The organism is Bradyrhizobium sp. AZCC 1577, from assembly GCF_036924575.1.
In the GTDB taxonomy this organism is placed as follows: Bacteria; Pseudomonadota; Alphaproteobacteria; order Rhizobiales; family Xanthobacteraceae; genus Bradyrhizobium.
In genome coordinates, this window is record NZ_JAZHRQ010000001.1 from 5,592,182 (window position 1) to 5,611,372 (window position 19,191).

Here is a 19,191-nt window from a genome sequence, read left to right on the forward strand (position 1 = left end):
CTCTCTGTGGCCGCCGTACGCCGCCTAACGCAGGCTAAAGAGAAATCGTCAGTCGGACGGTACAGCATTTGGTACAGCATGGCTGGCAACGACCGTGCTTAAGTGCTGATGATGCTTCGCTTTTCGCGATGTCCCGCTCCAATCCATCATGGGCGCCACAGAAAAACGATAGTCTTGCGATTTCAATCGGTTACCGTACGTTCTTTAACGTTTGCCCCGTTATACTATTTCCGCGAAAATAGTATGGCCGCCGGGCGCGCGTGATCGCCAAGCCGTCCATAACAGCGGCAATATTCTCCACAGAGAACTCTTAGCCATATAAAGCCAACTCCCGGAAACGTCGCCGGGCGTATCGCCATTCGCAATAAATCTGGGATCACGCGCCGCGCATTGACGTCATTATGGAGGAACGGCAATCGAAAGAGCGGTGTCGATTAGTAGCGAAACGGATTTCGACACCCCCGATCGGACTTCTTCTCAACCTGACCTAATTAGCGCGTAAGCAAAATGCGTAAGTGCGCAAGGATTCTGGAACTACATTCTTATCGTTGCCCGATACCGCCAATTCCGAGCGAGATGCCCTGGCGCGCCGCGCGCCGCAAATGCTCGCCGAGTCTCTGTCGCTGCACGTGTGCCAATGACCACCTTAAGGAGGGCCTGCCGCAGTAGGAATGAACCGGACTTCTGAGGCCGGCTAGCCCTGACGCGTGGGGCGTCAGATCGCGTCGTCGACGATCAGATGTGGCTTGCCCTGCGAACACGATTCCACGCGTGCCCTGATGCGAAAGGTTGCGGCAAGGTTTTCCGGTGTCAGGACGTCAGCCGCCGTGCCGAAATCGTGCAACGTTCCATTAAAGAGGATAGCGACCTTGTCGGCGAATTTCAGTGCCAGGTCGAGATGGTGCAGCGCGATCAGCACGAGCATGCCGTCGTCATGCGCAAGGCTGCGCACCTGCCGCATCGCTTCCAGCTGGCGGTGCATGTCCAGCGCGCTGGTCGGCTCATCCAGGAGCAGCACCTGCGGTTCGCGCACGAGACATTGTGCAAGCCCGACGAGCTGGCGCTGTCCACCGCTCAGCTCGGAAAGGATTTCATTGGCAAGATCGCCCATGTCGAGCGCTGATAGCGCCTGGTCCACCGCCACCAGATCAGACCGCTCCAGGCGCCAGCCGCTGACCTGCTTGCGCGCAAGAAGCACGGATTCGAATACCGTCAGCACTGCGCTTGCCGTTTGGTCCTGAGGCATGTAGGCGATGGCGCGCTCGCGATCGCGCACACCTTCCAACCGGCACTCGCCGGGCCCCGGAAGAATGGCTGCGAGGCGCCGGAACATTGTCGACTTGCCCGCAGCATTCGGTCCAATGACGGCCACCACCTCGCCGCCATGACAGGGCGGAAGCGTCACATTACGCAGTACCTCGCGTGATCCGAAGCGAGCGCCGAGGCGATGCGTGCTCAGCACTACCATATGTCTCTTCCGCTTCTCAGGATCAAATAGAGGAAGACCGGCAATCCGATCGCTGAGGTGACGATGCCGATCGGCAGGACGGCGCCGGGTACCACGATTTTGGTCAGGATCGAGCTCAACGACATGATCAGCGCTCCAGTCAGTGCGCTCGCGGGCAGCAGGAAGCGCTGGTCTTCGCCGACCATCATGCGGGCGATGTGCGGACCTACCAGACCGATAAAACCGATCGTGCCGACAAACGCGACGGGGATCGCCGACAAAAGCGAGACAAGGATCAGGGTTTCGAGCCGCAGGCGCCGAACGGGAATGCCGAAGCTCGCCGCGCGCGCCTCGCCAAGGCGCAAGGCCGTCAACTGCCACCGGCGGCGCAGAAAGACCGGCAAGGTGACACCTACGACCAGTGCGGTGATGGCGAGCTTGGGCCATGTTGCCTTGGCGAGGCTGCCCATGGTCCAGAAGACGATGGCCGCGACGGCCTGCTCGGCGGCGAAATATTGGGTAATAGCGAGCGCCGTATTGAAACTGAAAACCAGCGCTATGCCCAGAAGCACAATCATCTGGATCGAGGCTCCGCGCCGAAGGCTGGCCAAATGGATCAGGAGGGCGGTTGCCATGGCCACGACGAAAGCATTGGCCGCGACGATGTAGTCGCCTGCCATGGGAATCAGCGCGACACCGAAGGCGAGCGCCAGGGCCGCGCCGAAGCTTGCACCGGCGGAAATGCCCAGCGTGAACGGGCTCGCCAGCGGATTGTTCAAGATGGTCTGCATCTGAGCGCCGCCGATGGCAAGCGCCATGCCGACCACGACGCCCATGAGGGCCGACGGCATGCGGATCGACCAGACGATGACGCGCATCTGCGCATCCGCCTCTGCCGGCAGGACGAGCGTGCGCACCACCTCTCCAAGCCCGTACCTGGCCGGTCCGGTCGCAAGGTCGCCGACCAGTGCGATGCAAACTCCGACCACCAGCACAATGACAACGACCCACCGCCTGATGCTGAGCGCCTGATAGGCGTCACGTCCGGCCAATGTCAGTGCTTCAGTAGGACGATCTGTCATCACGGGCTGTCGGAAAGGCTGATGCTGTAGCCGGGCCGGTAGTCGATGGGCAGGAAGCGACGATGATATTCGGCAAAGGTTGCATTGGGGTCCAGATTGGCGAACAGGTCGGGGTGGAACCACTTTGCCAATTGTTGGACGGCAAAAAATTCGTATGGACTATTGTAGAACTGGTGCCAGATGCCGTGAAAATTCCGCGCCTTCTTTGCCGCGATACCGGTATAGGCGTCGCGCGTGGTGAACCATTCGAGCTTCTTGCGCGTCAGGCGAGGATCCGCCCCTGGCCCGAGCGGAATCCAGTGGCCGCCGGGCACATAGGCTTGCCAGTCGGCGCTGGTAACCACCACATGCACGGGATCGGCGACGATAACCTGTTCGGGGCTGATCTGCCCGAAGGTCGAAGGAATGATATCGCTGCCGATGTTGTGGCCGCCAGCGAGTTCGACATATTTTCCAAAATTCTCAGCGCCAAAAGACAGGCAGCAATCCTGCGAGTAGCCACCGATCCGCTCGACGAACACCTTGGGGCGCTTCGGTTGTCGGGCGGCAAGGACGTCGGCAACCGCAGCCATGGCCTGTCGACGGAACGCGATGATCTCCTCAGCGCGCGCCTCGCGCCCCATGATCCTGCCCAGAAGCCGAATGGTCGGCTCGGTGTTTTCCAGAGGACGGTGGCGAAAATCGACATAAACAACCGGTATGTTCAGCGCCGCGAGCTTCTCGATGTAGTTGGCATCCCTGTTGGCCTGCATGGCTTCAAGATTGAGCAGCACGACATCAGGCTTCTGGATGATCGCCGATTCGATGTCGATCAGGCTGTCCTCCTGGCCCTTGAAGGAAGGAAGGTTCGCCAACTCGGGAAACACCTTGAGATACTGCGCGTAAGTGGCCGGGTCGGCCGCGATCAGATCGGTGCGCCAGGCAACCACATGGGCCAGAGGATCTTGGGGTTCGAGCGATGCGATGAGATAGAGCTGCCGGCCTTCGCCCAGAAGCATGCGCTTGACGGGCGCGTTAAGCGTCACCTCGCGGCCCGCGATATCAGTGACGGTAAGTGGCGCTTGTGCCTGCGTCGGTCTGGATTCGCCGGCAAATGCTGCTGGGGGAAGCAAAGCGATCAGAACAATAGCCGTCACCGCGGCATGCAGCAGCGATCGGTGTTTGGTCATGATCGGCTTCCTTTTTGAGTGGAGCGCGAAATTTTGAGCCATATGCCGAGAGCCGACAAAAATGACAAGGCGTAAAGCGTGGCGACGAGCGGGAAAGCGGCTTCGAAACCAAAGAACTGGGTGACCGCGACGCCGGCAATGATGCCGCTCGCGGACGCAGCCTGCTGGGAAGCTTGCGCAAGGCCCAAAACCGAACCTTGCCGATCATTAGCCACGGTTACAGAAATGAGCGCAAGAAGGACCGGCGTCGTTCCGCCAAGAAGCGCGCCCCAGATAAAATACAGGAGCGCGAATACGGCAACCGAGCCCGCGCCTCCCGCCAGATGTGTAACCAAAACGCACGCGGCCGAAATCAGCACGTTCCCGCCCAGCACATAGGATGGCGCTCGATTCTCGAAGAGCCGCGCCCATAGCGGCGCGGCCACTACGAAGCCGCACGCGAGCAGCCCATAGGTGAAGCCGGCGACCCAGTGCGGGGCGCCAAATACCTGGGTCATGTACAGTGAGAAGGGAACCTGCAGGACCATGCGGCTGGCAAGCAGCATCCCCATCAACGCAAGAACAGCTACGATGGGAGCACCGGTCGACGCCTTGGGCCTTGCGGTACCCGCGCTTCCGGGACTGGCGGCTACAGCGGCTGGCGTCGGCACGGGCAGGCTCAACCAGGCAACGGCAGCGCACAGCGCACAAATTGCCCCGGCGGTGAGATTCATTGCGGCGAAAGGAAAGCGATCGAGAATGAGCCCGCCCAGGAAAGCGCCACCCAGCGACCCCACATTGGTGGCAACCTGAAGCCAGGCGAAGAGGCTGGCGCGATCCTTCCCGCCGGTGATCTGCACGCCATAGGCCTGCGCGGGAGCGATATAGCCGGCGCAGGCGCCCTGCACGAAACGCAGCGCGATGATTGTCCAGACATCCTGGGCAACGGCAACAAGCAGTTGCGTGACCGCGAGACCGCCGAGCGCCCGAACCATCATCAGCCGATTGCCGTAGCGATCGCCCATTCGCCCCCAGAAGGCGCTGGTCAGCGACACGCCAATCATCGGGCCAACGTAGACACCAACGCCTGCTAACCCAAAGACGCTGTCGGAAGGGCTCAGCGCCTTGATCTGGATCGGCCAGAATGGACCACTCATTTCCATCGCACCCATGGAAATGAATTGCAGGGCGAACAGCAGAACAAAAACAGGTCCGAAGCCGCGAAGCGCGGCGGAAGTGTTTGTCATTCCGCTTCCGCCACCGACAGCATGTGCAGCAACTACATGTCCACGGTCATCGACAGGAGATACGTGCGCGGTGCCCCCAGGAAGAACGTTCCGAATGAGGCGACGCTGGACCAGTAGTTCTCACCAGTCACATTCTGAACGTTGGCGCGGAAAACCGTCTTCCTGCCGTTGATCGCCGTCGTGTAGCGGGCACCGAGATCGAGCCGCGTCCAATCCGGGATCGGCTGCTTGTTCGCGGCATCAACGAACTGCCCGCCTGTGTAGATGACGGCCCCATTCAAGGTGAGCCCGCTCACCCAAGGCAGATCCCACTCGGCGCCAATATTGGCCTGTACGTTGGGAACGCCGATCGGCGTATGGCCCACGTTCGCCGCGATGGCGGTCTTCGTCAGGGTGCCATCCAGCAGCGAAACGCCTCCGAGGACCCGAACATCGGGCCTGAGTTCGCCGAAGACGTTGAACTCGAGCCCACGCACCTGCGTTTCGGCGGTCGCCGAGAAGCGCCCGGCCAACACTTCGCCGCTCGGCTTCGAGATATCGAAGGCACTGAAAGTGGTCGCGATCCGGCCGAAGTCTACCTTGATGCCGGCCTCGTATTGCTTGGCGATGTAGGGCGCGAGCACCTCGCCTTGGTTGGAAGCCCCTTGGGGCGCTACGTCGCCCTTGCTTAGACCTTCGATATAGTTCGCGTACAGGGAGACGTTGTCCCTGGGACGGACGACGAGGCCGACCACGGGCGTGGTCGCGCTCTTGTCGGAGGCGTTCATCAGCGTTCCGACATTGGAGAGATAGTTGTTGACCTCGACCCCCTGACGCCGGACGCCCAAGGTCAACAGGACACGCTCATCGAGCACGGACAAGGTGTCAGCAATCGAAAGCCCTGTGAGGTGACTGTCCGAGAGCCGTGGGCGATCGCTGATCTCGTTTGCGAACTGAGTTGGCGCCACGGTCGGACTGTAGATGTTCGACGTGACCGGACTGCCATTGGTGAGCCGCCGGTACAGCGCGTCATGATAGACCGAGGCCTGGAAGGTGACGGCATGACGAACGAATCCGGTATCGAATCGGGCGCGGACACCGCCATCATAGGTGTATCGATCAATGCTGAGCCCGAAGAATTGCGGCAACGAGGTGGTGTTGCCACTCGCACTGGTGATCGTCGGAAGACCGAAGAACCGCTCGACATTGGTCCGCGATCCGCCGACATCAGCGAACAGCGTAACCTGATCGCTTACATCGTATTCGTTGCGCCACAAGACAGATTGATCGTTGATGCGCGACCATTCCCAGGGTTGGGTCACGTTGAGCCGGCCGTCCGGCGCCTTTGGCACTTGCAGGCCGGGAGCCATGAGGAAGGGACGCGACGGAGCATCGAACCGATCGGTCTGCGCGATGAGGTAAAGCCAGGACCGGTACCGTTCGCCCTGATAGTCGAGGGCCAGCGATCCGACGCCCGTCGTTTCAGACTGGCGGTCAATCGGCGTGTCGCCGCCGCGCAGGCCGCCGGTGGCGCGCACGCCCCATTCCCTGCCCTCGCCGTAGCGCCTCGCGACGTCCCAATGACCGCCGAACCGCGCGGCCGAACCGTAACTCGCGGTGAGGCGGGTCAGGTCCTCTCCCGCACGCTTGGGCACGACATTGATGACGCCGCCGACGCCGCCATTGGGCGCAATGCCCGAGAGCGCGGCAGAGGGCCCCTTAAGCACCTCGATGCGCTCGACGTAATCCGTGAAGATGCGGTAGCTCGGCGCGATCCCGTAAAGGCCCTCGAAGGCGAATTCACCATTGTTGCCTTCGTTGATCGGGAAGCCGCGAATGTTGAAGGAATCGACCACGCCGCCAGTAGGGTGGGAGCTGCGCACGGAAGGATCCAGGATCAACGCATCCGCACCGGTTGCCGCCTGCTGATCCTGGATGAACTTGTCGGTGTAACTCGTCACATTGAACGGCGACTTCATCGTGTTGGTATTTCCGAGCATCCCCAGCCGCGCGCCTTGAGCGACCTGGCCGCCGGCGAAGACGGGCACGACACCCGGCTGCGACGGCTGCGATTGCACCGCGACGGTTTCGGCTTGCGGGGCGGCAGGCACCGTGGTGCGCCTTGAAGCCGATCGGACCCGGGCGTCACTTCGTTTGGTTGGCGCGCGGCGGACCGACTGCTGGGTCGGAGCATCGACCGTAACGGGTGGAAGGGAGCTGCCGCCTTGCGATGTCTGGGATTGAGCGGGCGATTCGAACCACGCCAGCAACGCCACTCCACCCAGCAATGTCGCACCAAAGCGAGCTACCGTCCCAATCCCACCTCCACGTCGCATTCCAGATAGTCCCCCATCAACAACACGTTGCGCAACGTGAAATGGTTCTACGCTCGGCCTGCAATGACCATGGATCAAAGATCCGCTCTCCGCGTCCGATCGACACTTATGGCCTGTGAATCAGCGCCCCCGCAGATTCGCACTCCGCGTTGGTTGCCTGTGCCTTATCGGCAAACTCCGATCACTAGCGATCTGCTCCGGCCTCTTTAGAGAGGCGCTATGGTGACCGCAACGACAAATGCGTGCGCTGCGACTTAGAATGCTTCAATCATCGACGGCTTGAGTCAGCTGACACCGAGTTTGGAAAGATTCCAAAGATGCTTTGGGAGATTCCAAGTCAGTGCTGTTGAAATTTGGCAGGAACGATGGACGAGAGCGCTCTCACCAGCGGCCATACCTTCCCTCGGCGCGGCAACTTGACTGGCCTAGCTTTTCAGGAACGCTCCAGACCTCGTCATGGACTGACTGCGCATCACCATTCCGTTCCTGTACGTCGCCCTCATTGCGACAACACCTGCCGCACCGGAAACTGAACACTGCTCGTGAGGGCGCTGTGAGTTCCTTAGTCGTAAGCGATTGCACTGTTCTTGCGACGCGACTCTCCAAGCCGGCCAAGCTTCGCGGCGTCTCATAACGACTGCACAGGCTTGCCCTCAGTGTTTGTAGCGCCGCGACGGCATTCCTCGAATGAGCCTGCGTCTACCATCACCTGTCTTGTAGATGATCGTCGGCATTAGTGAGCCTTGAATTCGGCGATCACCTCGACGAGGAAAGTGGTGGCGAGGATATAAGGAGACACAGACCTCTTCATCACGTCATGATATGGGGGAAAGCACCTGCCCGCTCGTGAACCACGCGATATCTGGCACCGACTTCAACATCCGAGGACAGCATGACGACGCAAGAAACAGCGTGAGACGACAACAATCTCCCATCTGGCTGGCATGTCATGGAATAGGTCATTCGTGTCGGAACGCTTCGGCTGGCTCGAGCGCGGCGGCGCGCGAGGCGGGATAGACGCCGGACAGCAAACCGATCACTCCGCCTACGGCCGGAGCAAGCAAGGGAGCGATTGGGTCGAGCACCGGCGTCCAGACCTGATACGCCGAGACACCCACCACTATCAGCACGCCGACACTGGATCCGAGCAGTCCCCCCACGACACCCATGGACGCACTCTCAATCAGGAACTGTGAAGCGATGTGGCGACGAGTAGCGCCAATGGCACGACGCAGTCCGATCTCCGCCGTTCGCTCCATCACGCCCACCAAGGTGATATTTGCGATCCCAAGCGCGCCGACCACGAGCGACAGGCCGCCCAGCAGCAGGAACATCATATTGAGATCGGTCTGCACGTCGTCGCGCACGCGCCGCGGCTCCTGCGGCAGTTGCACGCGAAGCGCGCGCGGATCGTCGGGCCGCAGCGCCGCCCGCGCCTGCATCGCTATCAGGTTGGCCGCGCCGATCTTGGTCTCCACAACCACCATGCCAGGGCCGAAGAGACTGAAATGCCGTCGCGCCGTGCCCTCGGGAATGATCACCGAGCCAAGCAGTTCAGGCTTTCGCACCACATCGCGGAGGATGCCGATCACGAGGTAGAGGTGATCGCCGACATAAATCGCGGGCAGCCGCTCCACTCCAGCGATGCCCAGGCGGCGCGCAGCATCGGGACCAAGGATTGCGACGCGCTCGGCGCGCGCCGAATGCCCGTCGTCGATAAGCCGTCCCGAGGCGAGGTCGGCACGCACGGCGCGAAACAAATCCGGCGAGGCAGCGCGCACCGCCAGTTTGAATGCTGTCTGATTGGACGGATCCACCACCGGAGAGGCGCTGACGAGCATGTCATGGACATTAACGTCGCTGAGCAGGCCCGCAGCCACCACGCCGTTCAACCGGACAAGCCGCTCCGGAGCGTCCCAAGGAATGGCACGTGGATCAATCGTGCCGGTCGCCATTCCCGGCCGCGCCGTGATGAAAAGTTCCGTGGCCGCAAGTTGATCGAACTGACTGATGATGCGGTTGCCGGCGGTTCGGGTGAGACCGACAGTGGCCACCAGCGCCGACATGCCGATCACGATGCCAAGCACCGTCAACGCCATGCGCGCCGGCCGCGCAATCGCCCCGGCGATCGCCTCGGAGAGAAGATCGCGCATCGTGATCCCCGAAGCGACAATGCGCGCCCTGGATGGAGGCGGCAATGCCGTCTCGCTTCCACCGAAGAGCCGGCCATCCTTCATGTTGACCCGGCGCGAGCCCCGGCGTGCAACGTTTTCGTCGTGCGTGACGACGACAATCGTCATGCCCTCCTTGTTGAGCTCGGTGAAGAAATCCAGGATCGACTCGGTGTTCTTGGAATCAAGATTCCCGGTCGGCTCGTCGCACAAGAGCAGGCTCGGTGATCCCATCAGAGCGCGGGCGATCGCCACCCGCTGACGTTCGCCGCCGGACAATTTGGAAGGCAGGAATTCCGCACGATGCTCGAGGCCGACGCGGCGAATTTCCTCCATAGCCCGTTCGCGCCGCCCGCGCCCGGTGTGCCGGCGGTATACTTCCGCCAGCATGACGTTCTCGAGGACAGTGCGATAGGGCAGCAGGTGGAATGACTGAAAGATGAATCCAACGCGGCGGCTGCGCAGCCCGGCCCGCTCATTCTCGCTCAGCTTCGTCGTTTCGATACCATCAAAAACGTACTGTCCGCTGGTTGGCCGGTCGAGGCAACCGAGGATGTTCAACAGCGTGGATTTCCCCGAGCCGGACGGACCGGTTATCGACAGCCATTCGCCGCGCCGCAACACGAGGTCGACATCGATCAATGCGTCGACAGCGGGATCGGTCCCGAATTGCTTGCACACTTTCCGCAGGTCGAGGACATGGTCGGCATCGACAGAAGCCGTCGGCACCTCCGGCCGAATGTCCTCCATGAGCTTCATTTGACCGCCGCCGGCGCTGCCGCCGGCTCAGCTGTCTTATAGCCGACTACCACGAGTTGACCGGGCGCAAGTCGCCCATCGGAGGTGTTGACCTCGACATAGCCGCCCGTAGAAAGCCCCGGCTGTACGGTGACGTACTCTTGCTTACCGCCGCGTTCGACCAGCACACGCGATGTTCCGTCGGCGGCAAGCGACACCGCACTGGTCGGGACCGCAGTGACCGCGCCCTTCGACGTTTCGATCGGAATTGCCAGTCGGACGGAAAACCCCGCCAGGAGCACAGGCGTGGTCTCCACCTTGACCCCGAGATAGAAGTGGTAGCCGTCCACGCCGCGCGTGCCGGGCGTGGTCGCCACCGTCTCAACAACGCCGGTGCCCTTGATCCCAAGTGCCTGCTCGTCGATCGCAACTTTCATCCCGGGCTTCACCAACGGCGCGGCTTCAAGTGGCAGTTGCGAGTCGATGCTTAGCTGGTTATCGGTCACGCTCATAACCGGCCCGGAAGCATTGGCCGCGACCGCGGCGGTCACCTCGTGGACGCGAACCGGGAGCGACGGGATGAACACGACCTCGTCCGCTGGTACCTGCACGCCAAGCTTCGCGCGGGCGGCCGTGAACTCGGCGTTCAGCCGCTGCGCTCGTTCGCTCGCGACCTTGACGTCAAATTCAGCGAGCTCTTGCTGTTCCAACGCGGCGCGCACGCTGCGCTCGCCTTCGAGGCGGGCCGCCTTCACGGCGCCCTCGGCGACCCGGATCCGTTCCTCGGCCAGCGCGGCCTCGCGCGTCGCGGTCTGAATCGCCAAATCGGCTTCCATCTTTGCCTTGCGCTGCGCGGCACGCGCCACTTTCAGCTTGGCCTCGGCCGCAGCACGCGCCGTTTCGGTCTGGCGCGGATCAAGAACGATCAGGGCACGATCGGCCATTTGCGTGGCGACATCGGCGCTGGCCGCGGTCGCCGAATGCGCGGCCCGCGCGCGTTCGGCTTCAAGCGCAAGCGATTTTCCGGCGCGCGCGTCCGCCAGCTGGCGGTTGTCGCCAACGCGTGCCGCGCTGTCGAGAGAAGCCTGACGCGTGTTCTGCTCCGCGATGGCCCGGGCGGCGGCGACCGCTTTCACCGCTGTTTCGCGCGTGGCCTCGGCCGCAAGCTGAGCGCGCGCGGCATCCGACCACTCTCGCTCGAGCGCCGCGACGGCAGCGCGCTGCTCGCGCGTCGGTACGTACGGATCCCACCCGGCCTTCTTGTACATACGCTCGACCGCGGCGGATGTCTTCTGATCGTAATTGCCATCGACTGTGCCCGGATCGAAGCCAAGGCGAGCCAGGGCCTCTTCGAGCTGGCGGACGTCACCGCCGCTGGTTCCGGGCGCCATGTCGCGAAAAGCCGGAACCGCGCCGATGAGGACAAAGACCGGACGGCCGGATGCGGATAGAATCACCTCGCCTTCCCCGAAGTTCGCATTGGGTCGGGGTAGCGACGAGATCAGTCCGGCGCCGCCCTTGACCGTGGAAGGCGCGATGGAAATCGGCTGCGGCAGCCCGAAGCGGACCGTGCCGCGGGTGACGACATCGGAACTCAATACCCGCGACTCCACGGGCACGAGAATCGCGGATGGCTCGGGGGCCGCGGTACGCGCCGCCACCTCTGCCGGCGACTGGATCCTGGAGCCCATATACCAGGCGCCAACCGCCATGCCGCCGACCACGCCCAGAATGGCCCAGAGAACGTTTACGCGCTTTGCGACCATGCCGTCCCTCCCGCCATCGACAGCGTGCGGGCCATCTTCGCAGGAAGCGTTGCGTCCGCCTTCGTCATGCGAAGCACTGCCAGAAAAGGAGATTACTCCTAGCCGCCGATCGGGGAAAGTATGGAAGTGTACATCCTAAAGTGTACATCCTAACTGGTCTATTGCACCTTCCTTGAGAACAGCTCCTCCTGGATGCGCTCCTCGACCGGAGCCAACACCTCCTCCTGCATTTTGAAACTCTTGGCCGAGACCAGGCGCTCGTAGTCCTGTAGTTTCCGCAGAGCGGCCTTCTGGTCCGGCGACATCTTGGAAGCCAACAACTTGCCGCCCTCGGTCAGCGCGCTGAGCCGGTTCCGCAGGTCGGGTTCGATCTCATCCGGGTGGCCGTATTCGAAGCCGGCCTTCTTCATCTCGCGCTGCCAATATCCAAGCGCGGCCTTCATCCGGGGGTCCTTGTTGATCAGCGCGTCCTGGGGATTGTAGTGAGTGGCCTTCAACTGATCCGGTTTGAATGTTTCGGTGAGGGCCTTGCGCGTGCAACCACCGGTCCGCGACAAATCCTCGATCTCCAAAGCGACCGCGAGGGTGCTGCTCACGTCGTCCCCGAGCAACGCGCGATTGTAAGCGACCTGATCCGCGGGGGATAGCTTGCGGAAAATTTGCACATTGCGTTCTCCGAGACCAACGCGGGCCGGACTGTAGCCGGTGGCGAGCTGAGGCGGCAAACCGGTATAGAAGGTAGTTACGCCAAAACCATAGCGACTGACGAACTCCTCTTCACTGAGGCCTGGAAGGCGTTTGTCCGCCGCCATGCCCGCCCGCACCGTGTTGTGGTCGGCCGCAATGTACTGAAAGCCTTGTTCGCGCATGCAACGCGCGATCAGTTCCTCGGTCTTCTCGATCGCCTGGACCAGCTCGCGTGGCGACATGCCGAATTCCTCGGTGCCAAGACCCTTCGGTGCCTGCGCCTGCGCCGCGGCGATCGCTGGAGCGAACAGGATGGCGAACAGGCCCATGTAAATTGCCCTCTTCATGACGCTATCCTTTCCAATAACGAACCTCGTATGCAGCCGGTACATGTCAGTCCGTCCCGACAATCTTCCCGGTCTCGATGTCGACGAAGACGTCCTTCTCGCCCTGTTCCGGTGATTGGATCTCGATCACGTAGACATTCCTGCCGCGCTTCTTCTCGATCACTACGTCCGTGACTTCGCCGGGGATGCGTTCAAGCGCAATCTTCTTCGCCTGTTCTTCCGTGATCTTTGCCGCGGACGGCGCACGCTCTTTCGAAGGACCTGGCTGCTGCGCTTGCGCGGCGACGGTCATGGCTGGCGCAAGAAGAAGGCTGGTGAGCAGGCCCCAGTGGATCGTCCTCTTCATGGCGGTATCCTTTCCGATCAAGCCCCATGGAAACTCGCGTTCCGCGTTCCGCTGTCAGACTGTCCACGGACGTGCATCTTTCTCGCCGTATTCGCTGGGCATTGCCTCCAACGCCATAGACCCGGCGCCGCGTGCGCTCCATCTCGATCCGTTGGCCGTTCGCCGAAAGGCAGCTCCAACTCGGTGGAGCTGGCCCCGTCGCCGGTCAATCACCCAGCGACAGGGGCGCGGCCTTCGTATGCTCAGCACTTCACGGACGTGGACAACGCGAACAGCGGTTACTTATCCGTGCCCACCACCTTTCCTGATTCGATGTCAACGAAGACATCGGTTTCCACTCCGTCCTTTTCGGCAACGATCTCCACGGCGTAGACATTGTGTTTGCCGTATCTCTCGATCTTCGTCGACGTAACCTTGCCCGGGACTTCCTTGAGTGCGATTTTCGTCGCCTCCGACGTGCTGACTTTTGCAACCGGTGGCACCGTCTGCTTCCGAGGCTCTCGATGGTGTTTTCCAAAGCTCGCGATGTCCGTGCCGGGCAATGCGTCAGAGGCAACCAGTTCGCCATCCGAGGTGTCCTTGACGAGTCCCACTCCAGGGCACCACCACTTGTCCGTGATATCGGATGGGTTGGTGAGGCTATTCTCGCGTGTTCTCACACAATCCTTAAAGGTCCCGGCTGGAACGGTTATTGCGATCCCGCTTTCCATGTTTTCTGTATAGCCATAGGCCTCGGCCTCGTGCCCGTCGAAGATGTATTTGTCACCGACGGTAAAGGCCCCGGGCATCAGCAAGCCGGGCTCGGCGACACCGTTGCCATCGGGGTCGCCGACACGCCAGGTCCCCGCAAAGACCTTGCGTCCTACCTGGTCTATCTCCCAGCTCACTTCGCCGAACGTGTACAGGGCATTGGTCGTCTTATCGAAGCAGAACCAGTTTTCCGCCCGCTGGTCCAATACGCCGTCGTAGAATTCCTCTTCCTGGACGACGCCACATTCGAACTTGCCAATACCCGGAACATCAAACGGTTCGGTCTTGTCGAGAACCTTGACTTCTATCCGTAGGAGTCCATGTGGATGGTTTCGATTCTCCATGATGTATCGAAAGCCGGGCTTGAGTGGAAAATAGAGTGGGTTGTGTCCACTCGGCAGCAGGTTTTCCGCCTTCAAGTTCCAGTCCTTGAGTGAGGAAAAATTGACGCGGGCGCCGCTCTGGGTGCGGCCTGGCTGATCCTTGAATTCCCGTGCCATGGCCCTGTCGCCATGCAAACCCAGCCAGGTGCCGCCAGCCAGCATGAACCCCGGCCGCCACCAGAACAGTGCCTGCCATGAGCGCGGCACGCCACCTGGCGAGTCGGCTAGATTGCTCCCTCGCTGTCTTCATCTGTCGCTTCAATCCCTGCTTGTCGAACATCTCAATGCCCTCCAGTCGCGGGCGGCGGTCCGGCCACGTGTCGCCCTAGGTTGCGGAAGTGTTCAGCCGTGTGTAGCCGATGGGCTGATCTGACATTTCTTGCGGGTTCATCTCCCCCTCGCCGTGGTGAAGCCTGCTTCGATGAATGACCGATTGCCGTCCTTCGCGACGGTTCCGATTGCGAATTTGTAGACCTTACCGGCGCGCAAGAACCCCTCCGGTACCGTGAAGGATTTGGCCGAACCGGGCAGCAGTGCCCGGACTTCGTAGGCCGAGCCGGTTTGCTCGATAACGATGGCACAGGCCTCGATGCCCTCCGGCACAGACCAGCGCAGGGTCAGCGCGGTGGCGGGCACGTCCCTCTGATCAGGCCGCGGATATTCGAATGCCGCAGGTTTCGGAAACACGTGACTCAACAGCGCTTCGCCGCGCAGGTTTTCCCCTTTGGTCGTCGTTCCCTCAAAGCGATACGCGCCCGCCGGGAAATCGGCGCGTACGATTCTATCGTCGTCGGGTTCCGGCGATTCGAGCGTGAGGCTCCGGATTCCCAGTTTCGAGTCCGGCGTTTTCAGTTCGATCACGGTACGCGCGCCGGGCGCCGAAACCTTCAGCGCAGCCAGGCCATCGTCCCCGCCGGTTGCCTCGAACCGGATCTCGGCATCGCGATCCTGTATATTGCGTTCGAGATAGACGGAGAGCTTTTCAAAGCGGCCATCCTCGGCCGCGGCTCCTGTCACCGGATACGCAAGCGCAGATAACGTCGCAGCGGCGACGACAATCCAACCATTGCGACGACGTACGGCTCTCATCTCACGCGCTCCCGGATACTGGCGCCGGCGCCGGTACAGTCAGAAGATCCGTCGACTGGCCAGCACCGCGGCCGAAACGGAGATAAAATGCAGGCAAGATAAACAGGTTGAGCAGCGTCGATGTCACGAGGCCGCCCAGAATGACTACCGCCATCGGATATTCGACCTCGTGGCCCGGCAGGTCGCCGAAAATGATCAGCGGCACGATCGCCAGCCCAGCGGCTCCGGTCGTCATCAGGATCGGCCGTAACCGCTCGCTCGCGCCACGAAGCACGAGCCCCATGCCGAACGTCTCTCCCTCATGACGTTCCAGATGCTGGAAGTGGTTGATCATGATGATCCCGTTGCGAGCGGCGATGCCAAGCACCGTCAGGAAACCGATCAACGAGCCAAGGGAAATCACGCCGCCCGCGAGCCACGCCGCCAGGACACCGCCTACGAGCGCCGAAGGAAGGGTCAGAAAACTCAGCGTTGCCAGGCGCCAGCTATCAAAGGACTGTCGCAGAAGCACGAATATGACGGCGAGCGCCAGCGAGGCCAACAGTTGGAGGCGGTTGCGGGCGGCGCTCAGTTCCTGATACTCGCCTTGCAGCACCGCGTAATAGCCGAGTGGAAACGTCAACTTCTGCAAACGCGCCCGCACGTCGCTAGCGACTGCGCCGAGATCGCGGCCCCGGACATTCGCCTGCACGTCGATCCGGCGGGAACTCGCCTCACGCTTGATGACATTTGGCGTCGGTCCAATATCGACATCGGCCACTTCCGCCAGCCGGACGCGGTGCCCGGTCGGAGTGTCGATCAGCATCTCGCGAACCGAGTCCACGCTTCGGCGGAATTCCTCCGCGGTCCACACCTGCACGTCGTAGGTGCGTCCTTCGATGAAGATGTCGCCGACCTCGGTTCCAGACATCAATGACGCGGAGGCACGCCGCACATCGCCCGGCTTCAGACCGTAGCGTTGCGCCTCGTCCAACTTCACCGTCACCTGAATGTGCGGCACTTCGACCATCAACTCCTTGTGCAGGTTGACGAGGTCCGGAACATCAGCGAGTGCCGCGCGAACCTCCTCTGCCTTGTCCCGCAGAACGTCGAGATCCGGGCCGAAGATGCGCACGACGATCGCCTCGCCAGTGCCGGTCAGGACCTCGCGAATGCGCTCCTTCAGATAAGTCTGCACATCGCGGTAGAGGCCGGGATAGCCCTCCACCATCTCCTCGATCTTGGCATACGTCTTGTCGTAGTCGGCCTCCTTGCTGATGCTGATCCAGTTCTCGCCGAAATTGACGCCGACGACCTCATCGGCAGCAAACGCCTGGCCAATATGCGCACCGAAATTGCGCACGCCCGGAATAGCGCGCAACTCCCTGCTCGCGCGGGTCGTGATACGCAGCATCTCGGGAAGTGACGCGTCGGGCGTGGTTACCCAGTGCATCAGGAAGTCGCGCTCCTTGAATGAAGGCAGCAGCGAGTGGCCGAGGAGCGGCCAAACACCGATGCCCGAGAGCGTCACGACTGCAACAGCAATATAGGCCATGCGTGGTGTCCGGGTGACTCGTTCCAGCAGGGGCGCGTAATGGCGCAGCAGCCAGACGACGACAGGTGATTCACGCCCTTCGAGTTGCGCGTTACGCAACAGGATCAGGCAGAGCGCCGGCGTTACCGTCATCGCCAGGACGAGCGAGGCCGCAATCGCCAGCACATAGGAAGCAATCAGCGGCTTGAAGAAGGATCCGGCAAGGCCTTCCATAAACAGGACAGGGACTACGGCGGCGACCACGATGAGGGTTGCAGAGACGATCGGCGCCCGCACCTCGAGCGAAGCATCCAAAATGATGCGCGCCGTGCTTCGCGTATCGCCTCCCCGCCGCGCCAGACGCAGTCGGCGCATGATGTTCTCAACGTCGAGGATCGCGTCGTCGACGACGATCCCCAATGCTATTACGAAGCCGGCCAGGGTCATTGTGTTGACCGAAGCGCCGGACATGGACAGAACCAGCCCGGCTGCGAGGAGCGACAGCGGAATGGCGACGATACAGACGATCGCGGTGCGCCATTCGTAAAGGAAGATGAGTATGATTCCCGCGACCAGCACGCAGCTCAGCAACAGCGCCCATGAGAGGTTGCTGATCGAATCCTCGACGAAGGTTGCCGGCCGAAAGATTGTCGTATCGATCTCAATTCCCGGAAGACCGGGCTTCATCCTCTCGAGCGCCTCTTCCACCCCGCGGGTGACGGCGAGCGTGTTGCCCCAGGGGAACTTTTCGACGATGAGCATGAGGCCTGGACCGTCGTTGATAACGGCATCGCCGATCATGCCCTGCGGCGCATAGACGAGATCGGCTACATCGCTCAGCAATAGTGGCGGCTTGCCGCCCTGTGCGGTCACCGGCACCCTGGCGAGCGTTTCGGGTGTAACGCCGGCGGCGGCGAAGCGGAGTTGAAAGCGCTGATTGGGTGTTTCGACGAAGCCGCCGGTACCGATGTGTGCGCCGCGGGCATAGCGCAACAGGCCTACATCGAGCGCATCGGAAACCGCTTCCTGAACCCGGTCAAGCGTAACGTTGGCGGCAGCCAACCGCTTCGGATCAACCATGACCTGAAGCATCTTCAGCTGCTCCCCCCAGATCGCGATATTCGCAACGCCGGGAACGCCAAGCAGCCGCTGCCGGATGGTCCAATAGGCCAGCATCGACAGGTCCATTACGGACTTGTCCTGGGACGTAATGCCGATCTTCATGATCCGGCTGGTCGAGGAGAGTGGCGGCATCATGAAAGGCGGCGAGGCCCACGTCGGCAACGTCTTGCTCGCGAGCACCATTCGCTCACTGACCAGTTGCCGCGCGCGAATTTCGTCGACCCCGGACTTGAAGATTAGGAGGATTGACGACAATTGCGCCACCGACTTCGAACGCATCACCTCGATGTTCGGGACACCGTTCAGCGCATTTTCCAGCGGCACAGTGACGAGTTGTTCAACTTCGGCGGACGAAAGCCCAAGACAGATGGTCTGGATCTCGACCCTCGGCGGCGCGAATTCCGGGAATACATCCACTGGCACGTCCCGCAGGCGTGCGAGGCCAAACCAGGTCAGCACCACGCCAAGGGCGAGGACGAGATAGCGAAAGCGCAGACTAGAACCAATAATCAGCCTCATCATTGAAAACGCATCCTTCCACTCAGGCCGAAGCCGTTATGGAAAACGATTTCGGCGGGAAGCTAGTGACCTACCTTCACCTCGCTCCCGAAGACTTGCGGCACTCCAACGGCAAGCACCTTCGTGCCAGCAGGTGGCCCGTCACTCAGGTAAACGTTGTCGCCCTTGATGGTGTCGATCTCCACCGCTCCGCGGAAGAAGGTCAACGGATCGGCGCTGATATAGACCCAGGTTTTTCCGGTGAGGTCGTAGAGAACAGATCCGTATGGCACGATCCGTCGGCCCGACGGATCCACCCGCACCTCGTCGATCTGGATGCCGAGCCGCTCGGCCGCCTTCGGCGTGAGCGTTACCTTCTTGATCCTTGCGTCGAGCGTGGTCTCGACTCGGGCTGGCGCGCTCTTTTTGACCGTCGACTCTGCGGCCAGTGCTGAGAGACCGGACGCTGCAAGGCACGCGGCGGACGCCGCGACCATCAATGCGTTGAAGCGGACCATGGGACGTTTCTCCCTTTTGACGGC

Annotated in this window: 13 protein-coding genes; all 13 read right to left on the minus strand. The window is 61.6% G+C overall.

Annotation, left to right across the window (positions count from 1 at the left end):
- Positions 1–715 precede the first annotated feature (715 nt).
- Entirely contained in the window at positions 716–1,468 is a 753-nt protein-coding gene (locus V1278_RS26680; RefSeq protein WP_334382746.1) for an ABC transporter ATP-binding protein, read from the minus strand.
- Positions 1,462–2,529, minus strand: coding sequence for a FecCD family ABC transporter permease (locus V1278_RS26685; RefSeq protein ID WP_334382747.1), 1,068 nt, complete (start codon positions 2,527–2,529; stop codon positions 1,462–1,464). Before V1278_RS26685 ends, V1278_RS26680 begins: the two co-directional genes overlap by 7 nt.
- Positions 2,529–3,698, minus strand: a complete 1,170-nt coding sequence (locus V1278_RS26690; protein WP_334382748.1) for an ABC transporter substrate-binding protein — start codon at positions 3,696–3,698, stop codon at positions 2,529–2,531. Before V1278_RS26690 ends, V1278_RS26685 begins: the two co-directional genes overlap by 1 nt.
- A complete protein-coding gene (locus V1278_RS26695; protein WP_334382749.1) occupies positions 3,695–4,924 on the minus strand; it encodes an MFS transporter in 1,230 nt (409 codons plus the stop codon). Before V1278_RS26695 ends, V1278_RS26690 begins: the two co-directional genes overlap by 4 nt.
- 32 nt (positions 4,925–4,956) lie before the next feature.
- A complete protein-coding gene (locus V1278_RS26700; protein WP_442893733.1) occupies positions 4,957–7,239 on the minus strand; it encodes a TonB-dependent receptor in 2,283 nt (760 codons plus the stop codon).
- 959 nt (positions 7,240–8,198) lie between these two features.
- A complete protein-coding gene (locus tag V1278_RS26705; protein ID WP_334382751.1) occupies positions 8,199–10,052 on the minus strand; it encodes an ABC transporter ATP-binding protein/permease in 1,854 nt (617 codons plus the stop codon).
- Between the two features lie 113 nt (positions 10,053–10,165).
- Positions 10,166–11,914, minus strand: coding sequence for a peptidoglycan-binding protein (locus V1278_RS26710; protein WP_334382752.1), 1,749 nt, complete (start codon positions 11,912–11,914; stop codon positions 10,166–10,168).
- A gap of 158 nt (positions 11,915–12,072) precedes the next feature.
- Positions 12,073–12,930, minus strand: coding sequence for a hypothetical protein (locus tag V1278_RS26715; RefSeq protein WP_334368142.1), 858 nt, complete (start codon positions 12,928–12,930; stop codon positions 12,073–12,075).
- 64 nt (positions 12,931–12,994) lie between these two features.
- Positions 12,995–13,294: a PepSY domain-containing protein gene (locus V1278_RS26720; RefSeq protein WP_334382753.1), complete on the minus strand. Its 300-nt coding sequence runs from the start codon at positions 13,292–13,294 to the stop codon at positions 12,995–12,997.
- A gap of 278 nt (positions 13,295–13,572) precedes the next feature.
- Positions 13,573–14,589: a PepSY domain-containing protein gene (locus tag V1278_RS26725; RefSeq protein ID WP_334382754.1), complete on the minus strand. Its 1,017-nt coding sequence runs from the start codon at positions 14,587–14,589 to the stop codon at positions 13,573–13,575.
- Between the two features lie 225 nt (positions 14,590–14,814).
- The gene (locus V1278_RS26730; protein ID WP_334368139.1) at positions 14,815–15,516 is read right to left on the minus strand and encodes a hypothetical protein; all 702 of its coding nucleotides are present in this window, start codon (positions 15,514–15,516) and stop codon (positions 14,815–14,817) included.
- Position 15,517: 1 nt separating this feature from the next.
- Complete coding sequence (locus tag V1278_RS26735) at positions 15,518–18,673, minus strand: efflux RND transporter permease subunit (protein ID WP_334382755.1); 3,156 nt, start codon at positions 18,671–18,673, stop codon at positions 15,518–15,520.
- A gap of 59 nt (positions 18,674–18,732) precedes the next feature.
- The gene (locus tag V1278_RS26740) at positions 18,733–19,167 is read right to left on the minus strand and encodes a hypothetical protein (RefSeq protein ID WP_334368137.1); all 435 of its coding nucleotides are present in this window, start codon (positions 19,165–19,167) and stop codon (positions 18,733–18,735) included.
- Positions 19,168–19,191 lie beyond the last annotated feature (24 nt).